Below are 21,532 nucleotides of genomic sequence, written 5' to 3'. Positions count from 1 at the left end.
CGGGCGCTGAAGCCAGCCTGAAGCGCCCGCTCAGCGGACGAGCGGCACCCGCACCTCGACCCGGGCGCCGCCCAGCGCCGAGTCGCCCACGACGACCCGTCCGCCGTGCGCCCGGGCGATCCCGGCGACGATCGCCAGGCCGAGCCCCGATCCTCCGGCGTCGCGCGCCCGGCCCTCGTCGAGACGGACGAAGCGCTCGAGCACACGCTCGCGCTCCGCCGCCGGGATCCCCGGTCCGTCGTCGTCCACCGCGAGCACCGCCTCCGCTCCGTCGATCCGGGTCGAGAGCGCCAGCTGCGAGGAGCGGTGCCGCATCGCGTTGTCGACGAGGTTCCGCAGCGCTCGCGCGAGCAGGGCTTCGTCGACCACCGCCTGCACGGGCGAGATCCCGCTCGCGTCGACTCGGGCTCCGGAGTCGCGCAGGCGCCGCACCTCGCCGAGGGCGAGGTCGTCGAGGTCCACCGGGGCCGCCGCCACGGCCAGGCGCGCCTCGTCCGCCCGGGCGAGCAGCAGCAGGCCCTCGATCAGGCCGCCGAGCCGCACCGACTCCTCCGCGACCGTCCTCGCCAGCCGGGCGGAGTCGAGCCGGTCCGGGTGCGCGAGCGCCACCTCCGCGGTCTGGCGCAGCGCCGCGACGGGGGAGCGCAGCTCGTGCGAGGCGTCCGAGACGAAGCGCCGCTGCCGCTCCTGCCCGTTCTGCAGCCGATCGAGCATCCGATTGAGGGTGTGCGCCAGCCGGTCGACCTCGTCGCCGGAGCCGGGGGCGGCGATCCGGCGGTCCAGGGCGGAGGAGGTGACCGCCTCGGCCTCCGTGCGCATCCGCTCCACGGGGCGCAGCGCCCGGCCGACGACGAGGGCGCACACCACCGCCACCAGCGCGATCAGCAGCGGGACGGCGACCGCGAGCAGTCCGATCGTGGTGGACACCGCCTCCTCGCGGCCCTCGTCGGGCACGCCGACCACCACGAGGGAGTCGTCGTCGAGCCGGCGGGCGGCGACCACCACCGGCCCCTCGTCGTCCACGTCGACCGTGACCGGGTCGTCGCTCTCGGCCCGCGCGAGCGGAGGGAGGTCCTCCGCGTCCTCGCCCGCCGCGGCGACCCGCCCGTCCACCACGAGCTGGACCAGTCCCTCCGAGCCGCGGACCGCCTCCGGCCCGCCCTGCTCCACCAGCGCCGCGACCCGCTCCGCCTCGGCGTCGGCGGCGGAGGCGGTGCTCGAGGCGAGCACGGAGGAGAGGACCAGGACGAAGAGCACGCTCCCGAGGAGCGCGGCGGCGGCCACCACGGCGGTCGCGGCCGCGGTGATGCGGGTCCGCAGGCTCCGGCGGCTCACCCGGCCACCAGCGTGTAGCCCGCCCCGCGCCGGGTGCGGAGGGTGTCGCGGCCGAAGGGCCGGTCGATCTTGTTGCGCAGGGTGCGGACGTACACCTCGACGATGTTCGGGTCGCCGTCGTAGTCGAAGTCCCAGACGGCTCCGAGGACGTCCCGCTTGGAGACGACCTCGCCCGTCCGCGAGACGAAGTACTCGAGGACGCTGAACTCGCGCGCGGTCAGCGGCACGGCCACTCCGCCCCGCTCGACGCTCCGGGAGGCGGGATCCAGCACGAGGTCGCCGACGACGCGCACGGTCGGCCGCTCGGCGGCTCCGCGGCGGATGAGGGCGCGCAGCCGCGCGACGAGCACCGGGAACGAGAACGGCTTGGTGAGGTAGTCGTCGGCTCCGGTGTCGAGGGCCTCGACCTGGTCGAGGTCGCCGTCCTTCGCCGTGAGCATCAGGATCGGGGTCCAGTCCTCGGCGGCGCGCAGGCGCTCGCAGACGCGGAACCCGCTGAGGTCCGGGAGCATCAGGTCGAGGACGATGGCGGCGTAGTCGGCCTCCTGCGCGTACCAGAGGGCGTCGGTGCCGGTGGTGGCGGTGTCCACGGCGAAGCCCTCGGCCTCCAGGCCCGTCTCGAGGGCGCGGAGCAGATTGATCTCGTCGTCGACGACCAGGATGCGGATGGCGGCCTCCCCGGGCTCGGCGCGCGGAGTCCCGCGCGAGCCCAGGCTAGCCGCGGGCCCGCTGAAGCCCGCCTGAAGCTCCGGCGGCCCACCGCGTCCCGCCGAGGCGCCCGCTCCCCGCCGGGACACCGGCCGGAGCGCGGTGTCCCGGCGGGATGCGCGGCGCCTGGGCGCGAGCGCGGGTCACTCGTCGCGGTCGGTGTACTCGCCCTCGCCCTCGGCGGAGGTGCCCGCGGCGCTGGTGTCGACGTAGCTGCCCTTGTCGGCGGTGGCCTGCTCGTTGACCGAGGTGTCGACGTAGCTGCCCTCGGCCTCGCCGGCGGTGTGCGAGACGCCCTCGGTCGAGGTGTACTCGCCGCCCTCGGTGTCCTCGGTGCTCGTGCCCTCGGCGACGTGACGGCCGTGGCCGGCGGTGTGCTCGTCGTGACCCTCGTGGTGGTCGTGGTGCTCGTGACCCTCGTGGTGCTCGTTGTCGTGGTCGTGGTGGGCCATGGCGGCCTCCTCGCTTCGTCGCGTCGGTGCGCGGTCGGATCGGCCGCGCTCGCTCCGAGACTTCTGCATCGCGGGCGGGGGTGCAAGACGTGGCGGCTGCACATCCGTGCCGCGCAACTCCTACCGGCGCCGGATCCGTCCGCCTAGCCTCCGAGGATGAGCAGACCCCCTCGCACCCGCTGGAGCGTCATCGGCCAGCTCGGCCCGGCCTTCGACGACGGCGGCCCGATGCTGCTGGTCGAGGCCCGATCGGCCTTCGGGCGCCGCCCGATGCACCGCGCGAAGGCGCAGCTGCTGCTGTCGGCGCTGCGCCACCGGGCCCGCGAGCTCGGCGACCGCGTCGAGTACGTGCGCTCCGAGACCTTCGGCGAGGCCCTCGCCGGGCGCGACGATCTCGAGGTGATCGATCCGCCGACCCGCGGCGGCCGCCGCCTCGCCCGCCGGCTCGGCATGAGCGTCCTGCCCAGCCGCGGCTTCATCACGGCCGAGGAGGACTTCCGCGAGTGGGCGCTCGCCCGCTTCGGCAAGCGCCTGCTGCTGGAGGACTTCTACCGGTGGAGCCGCGAGCGCACCGGCGTGCTGATGCGCGGCGACCAGCCCGAGGGCGGCCGCTGGAACTACGACCACGACAACCGCCAGCCGCCGCCCAAGGGTGCCTCCCGGCTCGGCCTGCCCGACCCGTGGTGGCCGGAGGAGGACGACATCGACGAGGAGGTGCGCACCGACCTCGCGCGCTGGGAGGCCGAGGGGGCGGTCCGCCTGGTCGGCGCCGACGGTCCGCGCCGCTTCGCCGCGACGCCCGCCGAGGCCGAGGCGGCGCTCGCCGACTTCGTGTCGTCGCGCCTGGGCGACTTCGGGACCTACGAGGACGCGATGCTCTCGGGCGACTGGACGATGGCGCACTCGCTGCTCAGCGCCCCGATGAATCTCGGCGTCCTCGATCCGCGCGCCGTCATCGACGCGGCCGAGGCCGAGTACGCCGCCGGCGGCGCCCCGATCGCGGCCACGGAGGGCTTCGTCCGCCAGATCCTCGGCTGGCGCGACTACGTCTGGAACCTGTTCTGGCACCTCGGCCCGGAGTACCGGAACCGCAGCCGGGCGCTCGGCGCCTCCACGCCGCTGCCCGCCGAGCTGCTCGCTCTCGACCCGAGCGGCATCGAGGCGAACTGCCTGCACGAGACTCTCGACGACGTGCACCGTCACGGCTGGGCTCACCACATCCAGCGCCTGATGGTGCTCGGTAACTGGGGACTGCAGCGGGGCTGGGACCCGGCGGAGCTCAACGACTGGTTCGTGGACGTCTTCGTCGACGGCACGGAGTGGGTGATGCCCGCGAACGTGATCGGGATGTCCCAGCACGCCGACGGCGGCGTCGTCGCGACGAAGCCCTACGCGTCGGGCGGCGCGTACATCAACCGGATGTCCGACTACTGCGGCGGCTGCCGCTTCGACCCGAAGGTGCGCCTGGGCGAGAACGCCTGCCCGGTGACCGCCGGCTACTGGGCCTTCCTCGACCGGGCCGAGCCGGTCCTCCGCGGCAACCACCGGATGGCCCAGCCCCTCGCGGGCCTGCGCCGCCTCGCGGACCGGGAAGCAGTGGTCGACCAGGAGCGCCGGCGCGAGACGTACTGACGCGGGGCCGGCGGCGCGCCCGCCGCTACTCCGCGCGCACGAAGCGCGACACGGTGACCGCGACCGTCACCGCGGTCGTCCCCTCCATTGCCGCGAGTCGAGCGTCCAGCGCCTCGGGATCCACGTGGTGGGCGCTCGGCCCCATCAGCACCTCGGCGCGCAGCTCGTCGACGCTCATCAGCACTGCCGTGTCCAGCTCGATGCGCTCCCCGAGCGCGAACCCCGCCAGCTGCTCGTCGAGCCGCTCAGCCTTGCCGGCGTCGATGCCGAGCATCCCGAACCGCTCGCGGATCTCGTGCAGGTGCCGCTCGCGCGGAGTGACGACGACGGCGACGCCGCCAGGACGGAGCACCCGCCGCATCTCCGGGGCGTTCCGCGGCGCGAAGACGGTGAGCAGCGCGTCGGCGGAGGCGTCGGCCAGCGGGAGGGGCTGCCAGAGGTCCGCGGTCGCGATCGCCGCCCGGGGGTGCGCGCGGGCGGCGCGGCGGGCGGCCGGGGCCGAGAGGTCCAGGCCCAGCCCGTCCGCCGCCGGATGCGCGTCGAGCACGGCCGCGAGGTACGCCCCGGTGCCGCAGCCCAGGTCGACCACGAGCCGCGCGTCGCCGGGGACGGCCGCGGCGACCGCGTCCTGGATCACCCGGTAGTGGCCGGAGCCGAGCAGGTCGGCGCGGGCCTGCACCATCGCCGCGGTGTCGCCCGAGGTCGCGTGCTTGCCGCGCAGCAGCGAGGCGTAGCCCTGGCGGGCGAGGTCTGCACTGTGCCCGAGAGGGCAGCGGAGCGAGGAGGGCCGGGGGAGCGCATCGGGGGCGAGTTCACCGCCGCAGACCGGGCAGGCGAGGGCGGGCAGCACCGTCGATCCGGGTCGGGCGCCCGGATCGAACGCGCTCACTCCGCGACGGGCGCGCGGGCCCGCATGGCGGTGACCGCCGCGTTCAGCGTCGCGATGGCCGGCACGGCGAACAGCGCCCCGGCGAGCCCGGCCACCTCGAGCCCGGTCGCGACTCCGAGGACCACGGCGAGCGGATGCACCTTCACGGCGGTCCCGAGGATCAGCGGCTGCAGCACGTGCCCCTCGAGCAGGTGCACCAGGATCACGACGCCGACCATCACCAGCGCGGCGACCGGCCCGCTGAACAGCAGCGCGACCAGCGCGGCGAGCGCACCGGTCACGATCGCGCCGAGGATCGGGACGAAGGAGCCGAGGAACACCACGATCGCGATCGGCACGACGAGCGGCAGCTGCAGCGCGAGCGCGCCGATGCCGATGCCGACGGCGTTGATCCCGGCGACGCCGAGCTGCGCGATCACGAACTGGCTGAGGGTCCGCCAGCCGGCGGCACCGCCGCGCTCCATCGCGGGGCGCGCGCGGCGGGGGAGGAGGCGGAGGAACCAGTGCCAGATCCGGCGGCCGTCGAGGAGCAGGAAGATCAGCGAGAACAGCGTGAGCAGCGTCCCGGCGAAGACCTCGGCGAGCTGGGAGCCGACGGCGAGGGCTCCGGACGCGATGGTCGACGCCTGCGCGTCGGCCCAGTCGACCGCGCGCTGCGCCCAGTCCGAGAGCTGCACGTCCGAGAACGACAGCGGCGGGCTCCGCAGCCACGCCTCGACGCCGTCGACCGCGTCGAGAGCGCGCTGCCCCACGCCGCTGAAGCCGGAGCGGGACTGCACGACCACCAGCCCGACGAGGCCGGTCAGCAGGAGGAGCATCAGGACGATCGAGACCAGGACCGCGAGCGGGCGGGGGAGCCGCAGGCGCTCGAGCCGGTTCCGCAGCGGGGTGAGGAGCGCGGTGAGCAGCAGGGCGATCAGCACCGGCACGACGATCACGGGCAGCAGCGAGACGAGGCGCACGAGGAGGTAGAGGAGACCGGCGACGGCGAGGAACCGCCACGACCAGGCGGCGGCGATCCGCATGCCGGTCGAGACGTCGCCCGAGGCGTCGTCGGGCGAGTCCGAGGGCGCCGGAGCCGGGACCGGAGCCGGGGGAGCGGCGTCCGCCGTCGGGGTCGCGGCAGTGCCGTGCCGCTCGTCGCGCGCTCGCCGTCCCCGCATGACCCCTCCGATCCTCTCGCAGTGTACGGCGGAGCGGGCGTCCGGGACCGGGAGGGAGCCCGGGAGCGCCACGCCTGGACGGATCGGCGCGCCGGATGCGTCGGCAGCGGCTCGTCGGGCGGGCGGAAGGCGCCCGTTCGCGCCGTCTCCGTCTCGTTCCCCGCCTCGGCCGCGGGAGGCCCGTCCTCGCCGGTAGCGTCGCGCGGGTCGGTGCCGAGCGAGGAGGCGACGGATGGTGGAGGCGGTTCTCGCGATCGCCGCGTGGTGCGCGGGCGCGGTGCTCGTCGTCAGCGGTGCCCTGAAGCTGGGCCGCACGGAGCGGTTCCGGGTGAGCCTCGAGGCGCTCGGGGTCCCGCTCCTCCTCCGGCGCCGCGGCTGGTTCGCGGCCGCCTTCCCCGTCGTCGAGATCGCGCTCGGCGCCGCAGTGGTGCTGGCGCCCGCTCCGCTGCACCGTGCCGCCCTCGTGCCGGTGGCGCTCCTCGACGCCGTGTTCCTCGTCGTCGCCGTCCGCGCGGTCCGCGCCAGGGAGGACGTCGACTGCGAGTGCTTCGGCGGCCTGGGCTCGGCGCGGATGACCGGACGCACCGTCGCGAGGAACGCGGTGCTGCTCGTGCTGGCGGTCGCCGGGGCGCTCGGCGGGCTCGCTCCGGCCGCGCTGCTCGGCGGCGGCGGGGCCTCGGCGGCGGCGTCAGGCCTCGCCGCCGCGCTCGCCGCGGTCTCGCTCGCGCTGGTGCGCGACCGCCGTGCGGCGTCGACGGCCGCTCGCGTCCGGGCGGCCGCCCGCTTCTCCGCAGCCGACCGGGGGTCCGCGCCGGGGCCCGCGCCCGAGGGCGACCTCTCGGCCGCCGACCTCGCGTTCGTCACGGTGGCCGGCGAGCTCCTGACGCTCGAGGAGCTGTCCCGCCCGGCGACGCACCTCGTCTTCTTCTCGCCCTCGTGCGCCTCCTGCCACGAGCTCGTCGAGCGCTTCCGCTGGTGGCCCCACGGCCTGCGCCCGGGCGAGGAGCTGCTGCCCGTCCTCCTCGGCCGCCGTGAGGACTTCGCGGTGCACGCCGTCTACGGACCGCTCGTCGACCACGCCCTCTACGATCCGGAGGGCCGCGTCGCCGCCGTGCTCGGCCGAGCGGGGACGCCGGGACACGTGCTGCTCACGCCCGGGCGTCCGCTCGGCGACGGCTGGACCTCGGGAGCCTCGTCGATCGAGGCGCGCGTGCTCCGTCCCGGATTCCTCGCCGAGCTGCAGGCGGCCGATCCGGACCCGGCTCCGGCGGCGGGCGGCGCGGCACCGCCGGGGTGACGACGGCCGACCGACGGCGGGCGGCCGGGCTCAGCGGCGCTCGAACTCGCCGGACATCGAGCCGTGCACGGGCTGGGCGGGATCGTCGCCGACGGCGCGGGCGGGGTCGTCGATCTCGACCGCTCGGGACGGAGTCTCCTCGTCGCTCGCGTCGAGGCCGAAGCCGTCCTCGAGCAGCTCCTGGGCGATGCGGCTCGAGAGGCCGCTCCTCTCGCCCGGTCCGGGGTCGCTCTCCGGGTCGACGGGGGCGGCGAACGCCTGCTCCAGTCCGGACGCCGGCATCCCGGCGTCGTCGATCGAGTCGGCTCGCCCGTCGGAGGGTCCTCGTGCAGGTCTCGGCATGCGCCCGAGCGTAGAGGACCGGCTCCCGGAGGTCGATGCTCCGTCGAGCACTGACCTGCCGCCTGGGCGCCGGGTCAGTCGTGCAGCGACCAGGAGTGGGGAGCGACCTGGACGCCGCCGACGGTCGCCGTCTCGTCGCCGAGGTTCAGCGCGAGCCGCGCGGTGCGTCCCTCCCGGCCCTCCGCCACGAGCAGCACGGCGGTGTTGGAGAGGTCGACCGTGCGGGTGCTCGCGCCGACCAGCCACGGATTCCGTCGGCGGAACGCGATGACCTCCTGGTGGGCCCGGTACGCCTCCCCGCCCGGCCACTCGGCGGGATCGGCCGGGAACTCGGGGCGGATCGCGTCGTCGCCGCCGATCCGCTCCTCCTTGACGCCGCGCAGGCCCCGCTCGTCACCGGAGTAGATGCTCGGCACGCCGGCGACGAAGCCGAGGATCGCCGTGGCGTGGCCGTGGTGGCGCTCGTCGCTGATCGCGCTGGCGATCCGGGTCACGTCATGGTTGCCGAGGAAGGTCAGGGGCAGGAACTCGCGGACGAACTCGTCGTGGCGCTTCAGCGACCAGGCCAGCTCGAAGAGGTTCGCCTCCTCGAGGGAGTTGCGGACGGCCTTCCAGAGCTCGTACTGCGTGACCGAGTCGAGCCCCGACTCCCGCACGTAGCCGGAGTAGTCGCCGTGGATGACCTCGCCGACGAACCAGGCGTCGGGGAAGCGCCGGCGCACGGGGTCGATCGCTGCGTGCCAGGCCGCCGGCGCGACCGCGTACGCCGCGTCGAGCCTCCAGCCGTCGATGCCCCGCTCGAGCCAGTGCGCGAGCACGGAGGACACGTGCTCCGCGACCTCGGGGTTCCCGTTGTCGAGCTCGACCAGGGCGTCGTGGCCCTCGAACACGTCGACGCGGAGACCGTCGACCTCCTGCGACCGCTCGCTGCGGGAGAAGCGCGCCGCCTCGGAGGAGCCCTCGCCGGCCGCGACCGCGGCACGCCACCAGGGGTGCTCTCGTCCCACGTGGTTGAAGACGCCGTCGAGCAGAACGCGGATCCCGCGCTCGCGGCACGCGGCGATCAGCGCGTCGAGGTCGGCCTCGTCGCCGAGGCGCGGATCGACCCGGAAGTGGTCGACCGTGTCGTAGCCGTGAGTGGAGGAGGCGAAGACCGGCCCGAGCAGCAGCCCGTTGCAGCCCAGCGCCAGCAGGTCGTCGAGCCAGGGCAGCAGGGCGCGGAGGCGGTGCTGCGGCTCGTCGTCCGGACCCGGACCCTCCGAGGCGCTCGCCTCGGCGCCGGTGAAGCCGAGCGGGTAGACGTGCCACCAGATCGCCGTCGAGATCCAACCGTCCGTCTGAGCCATCGTGGCCGTCCTCCCGGCCCGCTCGGGCGCGGGCCGCCGTCACTGTAGCGAGGCGGGCTGGACCGGAGCCGCGCCCGCTCACGGGCCGGGCCGCAGGGAGGCGATCCAGGCCAGCACGGCGAGGCCCGCCCGCACGGAGGCGGGTGCCGTGACGGAGCAGACGAGCAGCGCGAGAGCCGCGCAGGCGAGCCCGGCCACCGCGCTCCTCCGCTCGCCCGTCCACCGCAGCGCCCGCACGGACGCGGTCACCGCGGCGACCGCCACGGCGACCGCGGGGAGCGCCCAGAGCGGATGCACGGAGGACGCGAGCGCGAGCAGGCCCAGCGCGAGCGCCGCGAGCCCGGGCTCGTACGGTCGACGGGCGGAAGGGTGCAGCCGCGGCGGGCGGGGGAGGCCCGAGCCGGCCGGAGCGGGTGGAGGAAGGAATGCCGTCGTCGTCATGCGCCGATCCTCGTCAGGCGGTGGGCCCCGCGGAGAGGCGATCGGCGGATCGGTGGACGAGGGGCGCCGAGCGCCTCCTGTGGAGGGACCGACCGGCGCGATCGGCGTCGTTCCGGGCGTCTCGAGGTCGGAATCGCCGGAGATCCGGGGCGGGGCTGGTAGGTTACCGACGGTCCGACCGGTTGAGGACGTCCGTCCCCGGCCGAGGACGATCCATCGAAACCAGCTGTTCCGACAGCGAGAACGTCCTGGGAGGACACTCCATGGCTGACAAGTCGCTCAACCGCACCGAGCTCGTCGCGAAGATCGCCGCCGACTCCGGCCAGAGCCAGGCCGCCGTCAACGGCGTCCTCGACTCGCTCTTCACCACCCTCGCCGACTCCGTGTCGAACGACGTGAAGGTCACCATCCCCGGCTGGATCGCCGTCGAGCGCACCTCCCGCGCCGCGCGCACCGGCCGCAACCCGCAGACCGGCGAGACCATCCAGATCGCCGCCGGCCACTCGGTCAAGGTCTCCGCGGGCACCAAGCTCAAGGCCGCCGCGAAGTAGTCGCGCCCTCCGACACGGCCCCGGCATGCGCCGGGGCCGTCGTCGTCCGCGGACGCGGCTCCCGATCAGCCGCGGAACGTAGGCTGGAGCGGTGAATCGAACCGTCCGGATCGTCGGCCCTGCGCTCGTGCTCGTCGCCGCAGCGCTCGTCGCCCTCCTCGCGGCCCTGGCCTTCGGCGGGGGAGCCGCGGCTCCGCTGCTGAACGATCCCGGCCCCGTGGTCCGCTACGGCCTCCCCATCGCCAAGCTCGCCGTCAATCTCGGCGCCGCGGGCATGATCGGCTCGCTCGTGCTGACGCTGTTCGCGCTGAGCCCCCGCGCCGCCGCCGCGCGCGACGCCCGGTCGTCGTCCCGCGCGTCGACCGCGCACGCCTCCTCGCGCGCCGGCCACGCCTCCTCGCGCGGTGGCCAGTCCTCGTCCCGCGCCGGATCGACGCGCACCTCGGTCGCCCCCGCGCGCACCGCGGTCGCCGAGGCCGCGCCCGAGCCGCGCACCGAGTTCTCGATCGCCCTCGACGTCGCGGCCGCCAGCGCCGCCTTCTTCGCGGCGGCCAGCGCGGTGACCGGGTTCCTCACCTTCCTCAACGTCACGCAGACGCCCCTGAGCCTCGACCGCGACTTCGGCACCAAGCTCAGCTACTTCATCGGCAGCATCGAGGTCGGCCAGGCCTGGCTCATCACGACCCTGCTCGCGGCCGTCGTCACCGTCCTCTGCTTCGCCGTCCGCAACCAGACCGCGCTCGTCTTCGTCACGGGCCTGGCCCTGCTCACGCTGCTGCCCATGGCGCAGCAGGGGCACGCGGCGGGAGCGAGCGGGCACGACGCCGCCGTCACGGCGCTGGGCCTGCACCTCGTCTTCGCGGCGATCTGGCTGGGCGGCCTCATCACCGTCATCGCGTTGCGGCCCCTGCTCGGCGGCTCCCGCCTGCTGCCCGTGATCGAGCGCTACTCCAGCCTCGCGCTCGTGAGCTTCGTCGTGGTCGCGGCGTCCGGCTACGTCAGCGCCGAGCTCCGGCTCGCCACCCTCGACAACCTGCTCACCGGCTACGGGATCCTCGTGCTGGTCAAGGTCGCGGCCCTGGTCGCGCTGGGCCTGTTCGGCGTGCTGCAGCGCCGCTACCTCATCGATCGGATGCGGAAGGCGGGCGGCGTCGGCGGCCGCAGCTTCTGGTGGCTCGTGGGCGCCGAGATCGCCTTCATGGGGATCGCCTCCGGAGTCGCCGCGGCGCTCGCGCGCACCGCGACCCCGGTCGACCAGGTCGCCGCGAGCCAGCTGACGGATCCGACCCCGGCCCAGCTGCTGACGGGCGAGCCCCTGCCGCCGCCCGCGAGCGCGATGAACTTCCTCACGCTCTGGAACATCGACCTGGTCTGGCTCCTGGTCTGCTCCTTCGCCATCGCGTTCTACGTCGCCGGAGTGGTGCGCCTGCACCGCCGCGGCGACCGCTGGCCCCTGCACCGCACGATCCTCTGGATCGCGGGCATGCTCCTCCTGGCCTACATCACGAACGGCGGAGTGAACGCGTACGAGAAGTACCTGTTCAGCGCCCACATGCTCTCGCACATGGTCCTCACGATGGCGGTGCCGCTGCTGCTCGTCCCGGCGGCACCGGTCACGCTGATCGTCCGCGCCGCCGCCCGCCGCACCGACGGCTCCCGCGGCGCCCGCGAGTGGGTGCTGCTCGCCGTGCACTCGCGCTTCGCCACCGCGATCTCGCACCCGATCGTGGCCGCGCTGCTGTTCGTCGGGTCGCTCTGGGGCTTCTACTACTCCCCGCTGTTCCGCTGGGCCACCACGGACCACATCGGCCACGAGTGGATGATCGTCCACTTCCTCATCACCGGGTACCTGTTCGTCAGCGTGCTGATCGGAGTGGACCCGAGCGTGCACCGCGTGCCCTACGCGATGCGCCTCCTGCTGCTGCTGGGCACGATGGCGTTCCACGCCTTCTTCGGCCTCGCGCTGATGACGGGGGAGGGGCTGCTCCTCGCCGACTGGTACGGGGCGATGGGCTGGGGCACCTCCGCGCTCGCCGATCAGCAGGCGGCCGGCGGCATCGCGTGGAGCATCGGCGAGATCCCCACCCTCGCGCTCGCGATCGTCGTGGCGATGATGTGGAGCCGCTCCGACGCCCGCGAGACCAAGCGCCGCGACCGCCAGGCCGACCGCACCGGAGAGGCCGAGCTCACGGCCTACAACGACCGCCTGGCCGCCCTGCAGAAGCGCGGCTGACGCCCCGGGGTACGGGGGTCAGCCCCCCGATGCGGGTGGGCGCACCCCCGCATCTCGCGCCACATCCGACGCCGACGGCGCCTTCGTTCCTAGACTGGCCGCGCCGCTGGGCCGGGCCCTCCTCCGAGGCCGCGCCGGGCGGCTCGGACGAGCGAAGGGGGCCTCATGATCGAGGCACGAGGACTGACCAAGAGGTTCGGCGCCAAGACGGCGGTGGACGCGATCGACTTCACCGTCGAGCCCGGACGGGTGACGGGCTTCCTGGGCCCGAACGGGGCCGGCAAGTCGACGACCATGCGGATGATCGTCGGGCTGGACCGGCCGACGTCGGGCTCGGTCCGCGTCAACGGCCGGCCCTACGCCGAGCACTCGGCTCCGCTGCGCGAGGTCGGCGCCCTGCTCGACGCGAAGGCGGCGCACCGGGGGCGGTCGGTCCGCGACCACCTCCGCGTCATCGCCGCGACCCACCGCATCCCGCGCGCACGCGTGGAGGAGGTGATCGAGCTCGTCGGTCTGCAGAGCGTCGCCCGCAAGCGCGTGGGCGGCTTCTCGCTCGGGATGGGCCAGCGGGTCGGCATCGCGACGGCCCTGCTGGGCGACCCCCGGACGCTCCTGCTCGACGAGCCGGTCAACGGGCTCGACCCCGAGGGGGTGCGCTGGGTCCGCGACTTCGTGCGGGGCCAGGCGGCGGAGGGCCGCTGCGTCCTGCTGTCCTCGCACCTGATGAGCGAGATGGCGCAGACGGCGGATCACATCATCGTCCTCGGCCGGGGCCGCATCCTCGCGGACGCCCCCCTCGCCGACTTCCTCGCGGAGGCGCGCCCCCGGGTGCGCGTCGCGAGCCCCGAGGCCGACCGCCTGGCCGAGCTGCTCGCCGGAGGCGGCGCCCGGGTGGCCCGCACCGAGGGCGGGCTCGAGGTGGAGGGACTCGACGCCTCCGCGATCGGCGAGCTGTCGCTGCGCGGCGGCATCGTCCTGCACGCCCTCACACCGCTGACCCGCTCGCTCGAGGACGCCTACACCGCGATGACGGCGGACGCCGTCGAGTACGCCACCGCGACCGCCTCCGCCACGGAAGGAGCCGTCCGATGACCGCTCAGAGCACCGCACCCCGTCCTTCCACTCTCGACGGCGTCCGGCTCCGAGCCGGGGGAGTCGTCGCCTCGGAGGCGCTCAAGCTGGCGACCGTCCGCTCCACCTGGTGGTCGCTCGGCGTCTCGGTCCTCCTCGCCCTCGGTCTCGCGGCGATCCTCGGGGGGACCCTCGACGGTGTCGGATCCGCCGAGGGGGCGACTCAGCTGGCGGTCGCCGCCGCCACCGTGCACCTGCAGCTGGTCGGCCTCGTCGTCGCGGTCCTCGGCGCCCTCTCGATCGGAGGGGAGTACACGACCGGGATGATCCGGTCGACCTACACCGCCGTCCCACGCCGTCTACCCTCGCTGCTCGCCCGCACGGCGATGGTGGCCCTCGTCGCCTTCGTGCTCGGCCTGATCACCACGGGCGGGTCGTTCGCCCTGATCGCCTCCGGGCTGGCGGGCAGGGGAGCGGCGCCGGTGGTCGACGGCGAGGTCCTCGGCGCACTCGTCGGCGGCGCGTTCCACCTCGCCGTCGTCGGGGCCTTCGCCGTCGGGCTGGGCGCGCTGCTGCGCAGCTCCGCGGCGGCGATCGGCACCGCCGTCGGGGTCCTCTTCGTGCTCCCGATCGTCGTCTCGCTGGCGGGCTCGCTCCTCGACGCGCAGTGGATCACCGATGCGTCCGCCTATCTCCTCTCGAGCCTGGGGTCGACGCTCTCCCGCCTGCCGGACGAGTCCGGCACCGGCGTCGGCGTCGGCACCGCCGTCCTGGCCTCGCTGGCCTGGGTCGCCGCGGCCGTCGTGCCCGCCCTCCTGGTCACCCGCGTCCGAGACGTGTGAGCCGGTCGCGGAGCCTCCTCCCCAGGCCTCCGTCACCGTCGCTCCTGCCGGCGGTGACGGGGGAGGAGGCGGGGCGCCTGTCTCCGCTGGGTACAGTGGAGCGGTGACTCAGCCGACCCTCTCCGACGAGCAGCAGCGGGTCTTCGACCTCATCGAGAACACGCGCGAGCACCTGTTCGTCACGGGTCGCGCGGGCACGGGCAAGTCCACCCTGCTCAACCACCTGAGCTGGAACACCGACAAGCAGATCGTCATCTGCGCCCCCACCGGGGTCGCGGCCCTGAACGTCGGCGGCCAGACCATCCACTCGTTGTTCCGGCTGCCGATCGGCGTCATCGCCGACTCCGACCTCGACCAGCCGCCCGAGCTGCGCAAGCTCCTCAACACCATCGACACGCTCGTCATCGACGAGATCTCGATGGTGAACGCCGACCTGCTCGACGGGATCGACCGCAGCCTCCGGCAGGCGCGGCAGCGGCGCTCCGAGCCGTTCGGGGGCGTGCAGGTCGTCCTCTTCGGCGACCCGTTCCAGCTCGCGCCCGTCCCCGGCGATCCGGAGGAGCGCGCCTACTTCGCCGACCGCTACCGCTCGCTGTGGTTCTTCGACGCCCTCGTCTGGCAGGAGGCGCCGCTGCGGATCGTCGAGCTCGGCCGGATCCACCGGCAGAGCGACGAGCGCTTCAAGTGGATGCTCAACGCGGTCCGCTTCGGCATGGTGACGAAGGAGATCGCCGACGTGCTGAACGCGGCGGGCGCGCGGACGCCGCCGGCCGACGACGCGATCACGCTCGCGACCCGCAACGACACGGTCAACCGCATCAACCAGGCGGCGCTGGCGCGGCTGAAGGGCCCGCTCAAGACCGCCTCGGCCGAGATCAGCGGCGACTTCGGCGGGCGCGCGTATCCGGCGGACCAGAACCTCGAGCTCAAGATCGGCGCGCACGTGATGTTCCTGCGCAACGACTCCGAGCAGCGCTGGGTGAACGGCACGATCGGCCGCGTGACGAAGGTCGCGGGGACGGTGTGGGTCGAGGTCGACGGCGAGGTCCACGAGGTCGAGCCGGCGACCTGGGAGCGCTACCGCTACTCCTACTCCGCCGCGACGAAGAAGCTGACCCGCGAGATCGTCGCCGAGTTCGCGCAGTTCCCGCTGCGGCTGGCCTGGGCGGTCACGATCCACAAGTCGCAGGGCAAGACCTACGACTCGGCCGTGGTCGATCTCGGGCAGCGCGCGTTCGCGCCCGGGCAGACCTACGTGGCGCTCAGCCGCATCACGAGCCTCGAGGGCCTCTACCTGACCCGGCCGCTCCGGCCGAGCGACATCATCGTCGACAAGGACGTGCTGCGGTTCATGTCCGAGCGGCGGGCGGAGCCGGCGGCTGTCGCGGAGGCGTCGGCGGAGTGACGCCCGGCGGAGGACGTCGGAGCAGGGGCCTCAGGCCGCCGCGCAGGTCCGGGCGAGATCGCGGAACAGCTCCGTCGTCAGCCGGTACGCCTCCGCGACCTCCGCGATGACCCGCTCGCGCTCCTCCTCGTCCCAGCCCGCGGCGTCGAGCTGCTCGCGGTAGGTGGCGCGGAAGGCCGACGGCGCGGCGATCTCGCCGAAGAGGAAGAAGCCGACGCCGTTGGTCTCGAAGCCGAACCGCCGCTGCAGCAGCCCGCGCACGATCGCGCAGCCGGAGAGGTCGCCGAGGTAGCGCGTGTAGTGGTGGGCGACGAAGCCGCCGCTCCAGCCCGAGGCCACGGTGCGGATGCGGTCGACGTAGGCGCTGGTCGAGGGCAGCGGACGGATGCGCTCGCGCCAGTCCTCGCCGACGAGGAAGCGCAGGTCCTCCGCGATCGCGGGGAGCCGGGTGAGCTTGGCCGAGAGGAACGGCTCCGCGACCGGATCGCCGGCCATGTCCTCCGCTACGGCCTCGAGGGCCTCGTAGACGAAGTAGTGCTGCGAGACGAGCGCGATGTAGTCGTCGCGGCTGCCGGAGCCGGTCATCAGCGAGGTCATGAAGGCGGCGCCCTCGTCGTCCGCGCCGGACTGCCCGATGCGCAGGCGCAGGGCCTCGGAGAACGGGATGACGTTCGACACGGTGGCCTCCCTCGCTGCTTAGGTTGGCCTTACCTTAGCCGAGCGGAGTCGCCGGGACCAGAGGGCGTCAGTGCCCGTGTCCGCCGTCGACGACCGAGTGCATCATCCCGCCCATGTCGCCCGAGCCGCCCGAGGAGGCGGCCATGGCGGGGGTGGCGAGGGCCGAGACGGTGAGCGCTCCGGCCAGGAGCCCGACGAGCGCGCGCGACGGCGAGACGGCCTTCTCCTCCGCGCGAGGAGAGCGGAGCGAGACGGCCACCACAGCGACCGCGATCAGCTGGAGGACCGCGGCGGCCAGTGCGGGCAGGGGCTCGGTGAGTGCGCCCAGGGCCAGAGCGAGCGCGAACGCCGCCAGGGAGGCGACCGCCACGACCAGCGACGTGCGCGCCACGACGATCCGGCCGCGCGCCAGGACGAGGACCGCCCAGAGGATCTCGACGGCGCCGAGGACACCGATCACCGGAGCCTGCACGCCCTCCCCGCCGGCGGCGAGCGAGAGGTGGACGAGCCCGGCGCCGAGTCCGGCGAAAGCGGCGTTGCAGCGGGCCACGGTGGTCATGGCGGCTCCTTCGCTGGTTCGAGGAAGAAGAGGAGGCCCCGGATCGACACACCGCATCGTGTCGTCCGGGGCCGTTCAGTCCGTCCGCCGCGGAAAACGGCGGGCCCACGGCGGACGGAGTAGAGGGGGGCGGCGGGTGCCGCCCGGGTCAGGCGGTCGCGGCGGTGCGCGTCCTCGCCGTCTTCTCGGTGCCGAGCCCGACTCCCAGGAGCACCAGCGCGCTGGCCAGGTGCAGGAAGTGGTCGGCGGTGTTCAGCGCCAGCACGTTCACGGCGGTGTCGACCAGGAAGAAGCCGACGATGCCCAGGAGCAGGTACACCGCTCCGACGGTCACGTTGACGGTGTTCGCCGCGGCGGCGGTCGACAGGCCCGCGATCAGCAGCGCGCCTCCGATGAGCAGGTGGGCGATGTTGTGCAGCGGGTTCACCTCGAAGATCCCGAGCAGGAGCCCGCCTTCGGTCGAGAGGAACTGCACGCCTCCGGTGACGACGAAGCCGAGGAGCCCAACGACGACGTAGACGGCTCCGAAGAGAGTCGCCAGCAGACGATTGGGGGATCTGCGCATGGTCTCTTACCTCCTTGGAGCAGCGCCTCTGCGCTGTACTCCCTCTCTTCGTAACCCGGCGCCTGCCGGTTTGGGAACGGGGTGGACTCCGCCGGTCACGGTCAGGACACGAATCGCGATCGGGCGCTCAGCGGCCCTCTCCGGCCGGACAGCGCCCCCGTACAGTGGTGCCGTTCGCAGACGACGGGGGAGTCGCACGGCATGGGATCTCGCAGACGGACGCGGACGGGACTGCTCGTCGTCCCAGTCCTCGTGCTCGCACTGGCCGGCTGCACGCCCGCCGCCGCCTCGCGGGTGGCGGAGGCGCCCGCGCAGGAAGCACCGGAGGAGCTCGCCTCCGCGCTGACGGGGTTCCTCGACGAGACGGTCGGCGTCGCCGGCGCGACCGGAGCGGTCGCCGGAGTCTGGTCGCCGTGGGGCGGCAGCTGGGAGGGCGCGGTCGGCTGGGAGTCGGACGAGCGCACCACCGCCCTCACCACCGACGCGCACCTGCGGCTCGGCACCGGCGGCACCGAGGCGATGACCTGCGACGTGGTCCTCGCCCTCGCCGACTCCGGCCGGGTCGACCTCGACGCCGACGTCGGCGAGACGCTCCGCTCCCTGCCCGGCATCGACGGGCTCACCCTGCGCGAGCTCTGCGCGCACACCTCCGGCCTGGCCGACTTCCGATCGGCCCTCTGGCCGACCGTGCTCCAGAACCCTCCGCGGCAGTGGCCGACGCTCGAGCTGCTCGCCGCCGCCCAGGTGCGCGGCGCCTCGGCCGAGCCCGGAGCGGCGTGGTCCGACTCCGCCACCGGTCCGCTGCTCGCCGGCATCGTCGCGACGCAGGTGACCGGTCGGAGCATCGGGGAGCTCTACGACCAGTACGTGGTGCCGCGGTACGGGCTGCGCAGCACGGAGCTGCCCGGCGCCTCCGAGGTCGACCTGCCCGCTCCGTCCCCCCGCGGCTACGCGGTCGCGCTGGACCCGGCGACCGGGGAGAAGCGCTGCGACGTGCGCCTCGACGTCACCGCCGCGTCCCCGTCCGCCCTCGGCGCCGCGGGCGGAGCGCTGACCGATCTCGAGGACCTCCGGCGGCTGGCGACGGGCCTCGCGACCGATCCCGCGGGCGACGCGATGTGGCAGGACCCGGTCGTCCAGGGCCAGGGTCGCGCCGACTACCTCCGCGCCGGGCTCGGCGGGCACGAGGCGGGACCCCTCCGCGGCTTCTCGGGCCTCGCGCCCGGCTTCGTCACCGCGGCCTACTCCGACCCGGTCTCGGGCCTGACCGTGGCCGTCTCGATCAACAGCTCGACGCCCGGCGGCGACTTCGCCGCGACGGTCGCCCGCACCCTGGCAGCCATCGCCGTCGAGCAGGGAGCCGCTTCGGGAGCCGAGGGCCTGCCCGAGCTCCCGTGGACGGCCGACGGCGAGCGCGGCGCCGTGCAGGGCACCCCGACGCGCTGCTGACCCGGCGGCGCCCTACTCTGGTGCCATGCCGATCACTCCCGACACCAAGGACTGGACCTGGGTCCTCGAGCGCCCCTGCCTCGAGTGCGGTTTCGACGCCTCGCTCGTCGACGCCGACGAGGTCGCCGAGCTCATCCGCGAGAACGCCGCCGCGTGGCCCTACGTGCTCGACCGCGACGACGCGGCGGGCCGGCCCGACGACGAGACCTGGTCGCCGCTCGAGTACGCCGCGCACGTGCGCGATGTGCACCGCATCTACCGCACCCGCGTGCAGCTGATGCTCGCCGGCGACGACCCGCTCTACCCCAACTGGGACCAGGACGTCACCGCCGTGGAGGAGCGCTACGACCAGCAGGACCCGGCCACGGTCGGCCGCGAGCTGGTCGAGTCGGCCGAGCGCATCGCCGAGGTGTTCGACTCCGTCGCCGGCGCCCAGTGGCAGCGCCGCGGTCGCCGCAGCGACGGCGCGGCCTTCACGGTCGACACGATCGCCCGGTACTACCTGCACGACGTCCAGCACCACCTGCACGACGTGCAGGGCTGAGCGCTCAGGTGTCGATGAGCTGCGGATTGAGGAACGAGAGCGTCCGCGCGTAGGCGAGCGCCGCGGAGGCGGGGCTCACCGCGTCGCGCAGGTTGCCGTTCGCGAAGTGCCGCTGCGTGTCCGGGTAGGTGTGCGCCGTGACCGGCGTCCCCGACTCCTTCAGCCGTCCGACGAACGACTCCGGGTCGTCGCCCGCGGGCCACTCGTCGCTCTGCGCGTAGTGCAGGAGGGTCGGGCACGGCACCAGCACGTGCTCCTGGGCGCCGAGGGTGGCGTAGTACGCGACGACCGCGTCCACGAGCCCGGTGCCCGCGGCGAGCAGCCCGAGGCGGCCGCCGAAGCCGAAGCCGATGACGGCGCTGCGCGGGGCCCCGGCCGCGACTCCGGCGCCGACCGCCTCGGCGACGGCGGCGAGGGTGCGGTCCTGCGCGGCCATCGCGGCGAGGTCTCGCGCGTCCTCCGGGGCGAGCGTGGCCCAGCCGTCGTAGAGGTCCGGCACGAGCACGTGGTAGCCGTGCTTCGCCACGGCCTCAGCGAACGGCTCCAGCCACGGAAGGCGCCCGAACACGTCGTGCAGCACGACCACCACGGGCCGGCCGGGGTGCCCGTACTCGAGGGCGACGCCCGGCGACGGGATCTGGACGAGCTCTGTCACCCCTCCACCCTGCCCTCTGCGTCCCCCGATCCCGCGCGCTGCCGCGGATCCGCCCGGCGTGTCGCGTCGGAACGCCGCTCGGGCGCCTCACCGCTCCGCGCGGCCGTGCGGCTCCAGCGGCAGGACGACCTGCTCGCGCAGGTGCTCGTAGACGACCGAGGTGCGCACGTCGGCGACCTCGCGGCGCTGGGTCAGCTCGTCGATGACGAAGGCGTAGAGGTCCTGGTTGTCGCGGACGGCGACGTGGATGATGAAGTCCTCCGAGCCGGAGGTGACGAACACGCCGACCGTCTCGTCGAGGCCGGCGACCCAGTCGCGGAAGGCCTCGATGATCTCCCGCGACGGCGGACGGATGCGGACCGCGATCAGCGCCTGCACGCCGCGCCCGAGGGCGGCGAAGTCGAGAGTGAGCGTCGCGCCGGTGATGACGCCGCGGCGCCGGAGGCTCCTCGTGCGGTCGAGGGCGGTGGTCGGCGAGACGTGCACGGCGGCTGCGAGGTCCCGGTTCGTGATCCGTGCATCCGACTGCAGGATGTGCAGGATCCGGACGTCGAGTTCGTCGAGTGCCGCTCCTGGGCCGTTCTGCTGGTCGTTCATACGGAGATCGTGCCGCAGGCGATCTCGACTGCCTACTGTTCGTGACGACACTTCGCACGAACCGAGGAGCAGCATGACCGTCCCCGTCCCCGTCCCCGACGCCGTCGGCTTCCACCCCGACGAGATCGACACCGCCGCGCCCACCCGCTCGGCCCGCCTCAAGTGGGTGGTCGTCGTCGACGAGTCCCTCCCGGCCGGCCGCGCCGTGAACGCCGCGATCTGCGTGGGCGCCGCGACGGCCGCGCACGTCGCGGGACTGCTCGGACCGAGCCCCGCCGACGCCTCCGGATCGCTGCATCCCGGTCTGCCGTGGGCCGGCTGCACGGTCCTCGCCGCCGACGCGGCCGCTCTGCTCGCGATCCGGCCGAAGGCCGAGGCGCACGCGGGGACGTTCGTCGCCGACATGCCCGCCTCGGCGCAGGCCACCCGCGTGTACGACGAGTACAGGGAGGCGGTGGCGGCGAGCGGCTCGGACGAGCTGCAGTACCTCGCGGTCAGCCTGGTGGGGCCGAGGAACCGGATCGACAAGATGGTCGGTCGGCTACCGCTGCTGGGCTGACCGGACGCCGCTGGGCTGACGGACGCCGCTGGGCTGACGGACGCCGCTGGGCTGACCGGACGCCGCTGGGCTGACGGACGCCGCTGCAGCGCTGGAGGAGGAGCCGCTCGCCTCGGACGGAGGACCGGTCGCGGGCGAGGGGGAGGAGAGCGAGTGACGGGAATCGAACCCGCGCCATCTGCTTGGGAAGCAGAAGTTCTACCATTGAACTACACTCGC

23 protein-coding genes and 1 tRNA gene are annotated in these 21,532 nt (G+C 74.2%); 10 read left to right on the top strand and 14 right to left on the bottom strand.

Going from position 1 to position 21,532, the window contains the following annotated elements; genetic code table 11:
* Positions 1–30: 30 nt before the first annotated feature.
* The 3 genes from C5D08_RS06070 to C5D08_RS17180 form a co-directional block, all read right to left on the bottom strand.
* Entirely contained in the window at positions 31–1,335 is a 1,305-nt protein-coding gene (locus tag C5D08_RS06070) for an ATP-binding protein (RefSeq protein WP_104276263.1), read from the bottom strand.
* On the bottom strand, positions 1,332–2,003 hold the full coding sequence (locus C5D08_RS06065; RefSeq protein ID WP_104276317.1) for a response regulator transcription factor: 672 nt from the start codon (positions 2,001–2,003) through the stop codon (positions 1,332–1,334). The genes C5D08_RS06070 and C5D08_RS06065 overlap by 4 nt, the downstream gene beginning before the upstream one ends.
* A gap of 183 nt (positions 2,004–2,186) precedes the next feature.
* The gene (locus tag C5D08_RS17180) at positions 2,187–2,495 is read right to left on the bottom strand and encodes a hypothetical protein (RefSeq protein ID WP_104276262.1); all 309 of its coding nucleotides are present in this window, start codon (positions 2,493–2,495) and stop codon (positions 2,187–2,189) included.
* 156 nt (positions 2,496–2,651) lie between these two features.
* On the opposite strand from C5D08_RS17180, the gene C5D08_RS06055 reads away from it, so the two are divergent.
* Positions 2,652–4,127, top strand: coding sequence for a cryptochrome/photolyase family protein (locus tag C5D08_RS06055; RefSeq protein WP_104276261.1), 1,476 nt, complete (start codon positions 2,652–2,654; stop codon positions 4,125–4,127).
* A gap of 25 nt (positions 4,128–4,152) precedes the next feature.
* On the opposite strand, the gene C5D08_RS06050 is transcribed toward C5D08_RS06055, so the two are convergent.
* Positions 4,153–5,016: a methyltransferase domain-containing protein gene (locus C5D08_RS06050; protein ID WP_104276260.1), complete on the bottom strand. Its 864-nt coding sequence runs from the start codon at positions 5,014–5,016 to the stop codon at positions 4,153–4,155.
* Positions 5,013–6,179, bottom strand: coding sequence for an AI-2E family transporter (locus C5D08_RS06045; protein WP_104276259.1), 1,167 nt, complete (start codon positions 6,177–6,179; stop codon positions 5,013–5,015). The genes C5D08_RS06050 and C5D08_RS06045 overlap by 4 nt, the downstream gene beginning before the upstream one ends.
* Before the next feature lie 232 nt (positions 6,180–6,411).
* On the opposite strand from C5D08_RS06045, the gene C5D08_RS17305 reads away from it, so the two are divergent.
* Entirely contained in the window at positions 6,412–7,476 is a 1,065-nt protein-coding gene (locus tag C5D08_RS17305; RefSeq protein ID WP_104276258.1) for a MauE/DoxX family redox-associated membrane protein, read from the top strand.
* Positions 7,477–7,506: 30 nt separating this feature from the next.
* Here C5D08_RS17305 and C5D08_RS17300 read toward each other — a convergent pair whose 3' ends face one another.
* The 3 genes from C5D08_RS17300 to C5D08_RS06025 form a co-directional block, all read right to left on the bottom strand.
* Positions 7,507–7,818 (bottom strand): hypothetical protein, encoded by a 312-nt coding sequence (locus tag C5D08_RS17300; protein ID WP_146086060.1) that lies wholly within the window; start codon positions 7,816–7,818, stop codon positions 7,507–7,509.
* 74 nt (positions 7,819–7,892) lie between these two features.
* Positions 7,893–9,164, bottom strand: a complete 1,272-nt coding sequence (locus C5D08_RS06030; RefSeq protein ID WP_104276256.1) for an alpha-amylase family glycosyl hydrolase — start codon at positions 9,162–9,164, stop codon at positions 7,893–7,895.
* A gap of 78 nt (positions 9,165–9,242) precedes the next feature.
* Complete coding sequence (locus tag C5D08_RS06025; RefSeq protein ID WP_104276255.1) at positions 9,243–9,605, bottom strand: hypothetical protein; 363 nt, start codon at positions 9,603–9,605, stop codon at positions 9,243–9,245.
* A 263-nt stretch (positions 9,606–9,868) separates the two neighbouring features.
* On the opposite strand from C5D08_RS06025, the gene C5D08_RS06020 reads away from it, so the two are divergent.
* From C5D08_RS06020 to C5D08_RS06005, 5 genes are all read left to right on the top strand, one after another.
* Positions 9,869–10,156, top strand: coding sequence for an HU family DNA-binding protein (locus C5D08_RS06020; RefSeq protein WP_056037903.1), 288 nt, complete (start codon positions 9,869–9,871; stop codon positions 10,154–10,156).
* Positions 10,157–10,247: 91 nt separating this feature from the next.
* The gene (locus C5D08_RS06015) at positions 10,248–12,389 is read left to right on the top strand and encodes a bifunctional copper resistance protein CopD/cytochrome c oxidase assembly protein (protein ID WP_258067335.1); all 2,142 of its coding nucleotides are present in this window, start codon (positions 10,248–10,250) and stop codon (positions 12,387–12,389) included.
* A gap of 165 nt (positions 12,390–12,554) precedes the next feature.
* Positions 12,555–13,481: an ABC transporter ATP-binding protein gene (locus tag C5D08_RS06010; protein WP_104276254.1), complete on the top strand. Its 927-nt coding sequence runs from the start codon at positions 12,555–12,557 to the stop codon at positions 13,479–13,481.
* Positions 13,478–14,302 (top strand): ABC transporter permease, encoded by an 825-nt coding sequence (locus C5D08_RS17295; protein WP_258065076.1) that lies wholly within the window; start codon positions 13,478–13,480, stop codon positions 14,300–14,302. Before C5D08_RS06010 ends, C5D08_RS17295 begins: the two co-directional genes overlap by 4 nt.
* 103 nt (positions 14,303–14,405) lie before the next feature.
* The gene (locus C5D08_RS06005; protein ID WP_258067334.1) at positions 14,406–15,707 is read left to right on the top strand and encodes an ATP-dependent RecD-like DNA helicase; all 1,302 of its coding nucleotides are present in this window, start codon (positions 14,406–14,408) and stop codon (positions 15,705–15,707) included.
* A gap of 30 nt (positions 15,708–15,737) precedes the next feature.
* Here the strand turns inward: C5D08_RS06005 and C5D08_RS06000 are convergent, their stop codons facing one another.
* From C5D08_RS06000 to C5D08_RS05990, 3 genes are all read right to left on the bottom strand, one after another.
* Positions 15,738–16,385 carry a heme oxygenase (biliverdin-producing) gene (locus C5D08_RS06000; protein WP_104276252.1) on the bottom strand — a complete coding sequence of 216 codons (648 nt, stop codon included), beginning with the start codon at positions 16,383–16,385 and terminating at the stop codon, positions 15,738–15,740.
* A gap of 67 nt (positions 16,386–16,452) precedes the next feature.
* On the bottom strand, positions 16,453–16,944 hold the full coding sequence (locus tag C5D08_RS05995) for a hypothetical protein (RefSeq protein WP_104276251.1): 492 nt from the start codon (positions 16,942–16,944) through the stop codon (positions 16,453–16,455).
* A gap of 148 nt (positions 16,945–17,092) precedes the next feature.
* The gene (locus C5D08_RS05990) at positions 17,093–17,509 is read right to left on the bottom strand and encodes a DUF4383 domain-containing protein (protein WP_104276250.1); all 417 of its coding nucleotides are present in this window, start codon (positions 17,507–17,509) and stop codon (positions 17,093–17,095) included.
* Between the two features lie 201 nt (positions 17,510–17,710).
* On the opposite strand from C5D08_RS05990, the gene C5D08_RS05985 reads away from it, so the two are divergent.
* Together C5D08_RS05985 and C5D08_RS05980 are read left to right on the top strand one after the other, a co-directional pair.
* Positions 17,711–18,958, top strand: coding sequence for a serine hydrolase (locus C5D08_RS05985; RefSeq protein ID WP_104276249.1), 1,248 nt, complete (start codon positions 17,711–17,713; stop codon positions 18,956–18,958).
* Between the two features lie 25 nt (positions 18,959–18,983).
* The gene (locus C5D08_RS05980) at positions 18,984–19,502 is read left to right on the top strand and encodes a DinB family protein (RefSeq protein ID WP_104276248.1); all 519 of its coding nucleotides are present in this window, start codon (positions 18,984–18,986) and stop codon (positions 19,500–19,502) included.
* Positions 19,503–19,506: 4 nt separating this feature from the next.
* Here the strand turns inward: C5D08_RS05980 and C5D08_RS05975 are convergent, their stop codons facing one another.
* Both C5D08_RS05975 and C5D08_RS05970 read right to left on the bottom strand, forming a co-directional pair.
* Positions 19,507–20,157, bottom strand: coding sequence for a dienelactone hydrolase family protein (locus C5D08_RS05975; protein ID WP_104276247.1), 651 nt, complete (start codon positions 20,155–20,157; stop codon positions 19,507–19,509).
* Between the two features lie 87 nt (positions 20,158–20,244).
* On the bottom strand, positions 20,245–20,754 hold the full coding sequence (locus C5D08_RS05970) for an Lrp/AsnC family transcriptional regulator (protein ID WP_104276246.1): 510 nt from the start codon (positions 20,752–20,754) through the stop codon (positions 20,245–20,247).
* Between the two features lie 73 nt (positions 20,755–20,827).
* Between C5D08_RS05970 and C5D08_RS05965 the strand changes: the two genes are divergently transcribed.
* Positions 20,828–21,313, top strand: coding sequence for a DUF2000 domain-containing protein (locus tag C5D08_RS05965; RefSeq protein ID WP_104276245.1), 486 nt, complete (start codon positions 20,828–20,830; stop codon positions 21,311–21,313).
* 148 nt (positions 21,314–21,461) lie between these two features.
* Here the strand turns inward: C5D08_RS05965 and C5D08_RS05960 are convergent.
* Positions 21,462–21,532, bottom strand: a tRNA-Gly gene (locus C5D08_RS05960).

The sequence above is a fragment of the Rathayibacter sp. AY1B6 genome (assembly GCF_002932755.1).
Classification (GTDB): domain Bacteria; phylum Actinomycetota; class Actinomycetes; order Actinomycetales; family Microbacteriaceae; genus Rathayibacter.
The sequence above is the reverse complement of the archived record's forward strand: the minus strand, read 5'-3'. Positions and strand labels throughout refer to the sequence as shown.

Coding starts and splice junctions, on each gene's coding strand:
- C5D08_RS17180 (WP_104276262.1), bottom strand. CDS start 2,495: ATGGCCCACCACGACCACGACAACGAGCACCACGAGGGTCACGAGCAC.
- C5D08_RS06055 (WP_104276261.1), top strand. CDS start 2,652: ATGAGCAGACCCCCTCGCACCCGCTGGAGCGTCATCGGCCAGCTCGGC.
- C5D08_RS06045 (WP_104276259.1), bottom strand. CDS start 6,179: ATGCGGGGACGGCGAGCGCGCGACGAGCGGCACGGCACTGCCGCGACC.
- C5D08_RS17305 (WP_104276258.1), top strand. CDS start 6,412: ATGGTGGAGGCGGTTCTCGCGATCGCCGCGTGGTGCGCGGGCGCGGTG.
- C5D08_RS17300 (WP_146086060.1), bottom strand. CDS start 7,818: ATGCCGAGACCTGCACGAGGACCCTCCGACGGGCGAGCCGACTCGATC.
- C5D08_RS06030 (WP_104276256.1), bottom strand. CDS start 9,164: ATGGCTCAGACGGACGGTTGGATCTCGACGGCGATCTGGTGGCACGTC.
- C5D08_RS06025 (WP_104276255.1), bottom strand. CDS start 9,605: ATGACGACGACGGCATTCCTTCCTCCACCCGCTCCGGCCGGCTCGGGC.
- C5D08_RS06020 (WP_056037903.1), top strand. CDS start 9,869: ATGGCTGACAAGTCGCTCAACCGCACCGAGCTCGTCGCGAAGATCGCC.
- C5D08_RS06010 (WP_104276254.1), top strand. CDS start 12,555: ATGATCGAGGCACGAGGACTGACCAAGAGGTTCGGCGCCAAGACGGCG.
- C5D08_RS17295 (WP_258065076.1), top strand. CDS start 13,478: ATGACCGCTCAGAGCACCGCACCCCGTCCTTCCACTCTCGACGGCGTC.
- C5D08_RS05995 (WP_104276251.1), bottom strand. CDS start 16,944: ATGACCACCGTGGCCCGCTGCAACGCCGCTTTCGCCGGACTCGGCGCC.
- C5D08_RS05990 (WP_104276250.1), bottom strand. CDS start 17,509: ATGCGCAGATCCCCCAATCGTCTGCTGGCGACTCTCTTCGGAGCCGTC.
- C5D08_RS05985 (WP_104276249.1), top strand. CDS start 17,711: ATGGGATCTCGCAGACGGACGCGGACGGGACTGCTCGTCGTCCCAGTC.
- C5D08_RS05980 (WP_104276248.1), top strand. CDS start 18,984: ATGCCGATCACTCCCGACACCAAGGACTGGACCTGGGTCCTCGAGCGC.
- C5D08_RS05970 (WP_104276246.1), bottom strand. CDS start 20,754: ATGAACGACCAGCAGAACGGCCCAGGAGCGGCACTCGACGAACTCGAC.
- C5D08_RS05965 (WP_104276245.1), top strand. CDS start 20,828: ATGACCGTCCCCGTCCCCGTCCCCGACGCCGTCGGCTTCCACCCCGAC.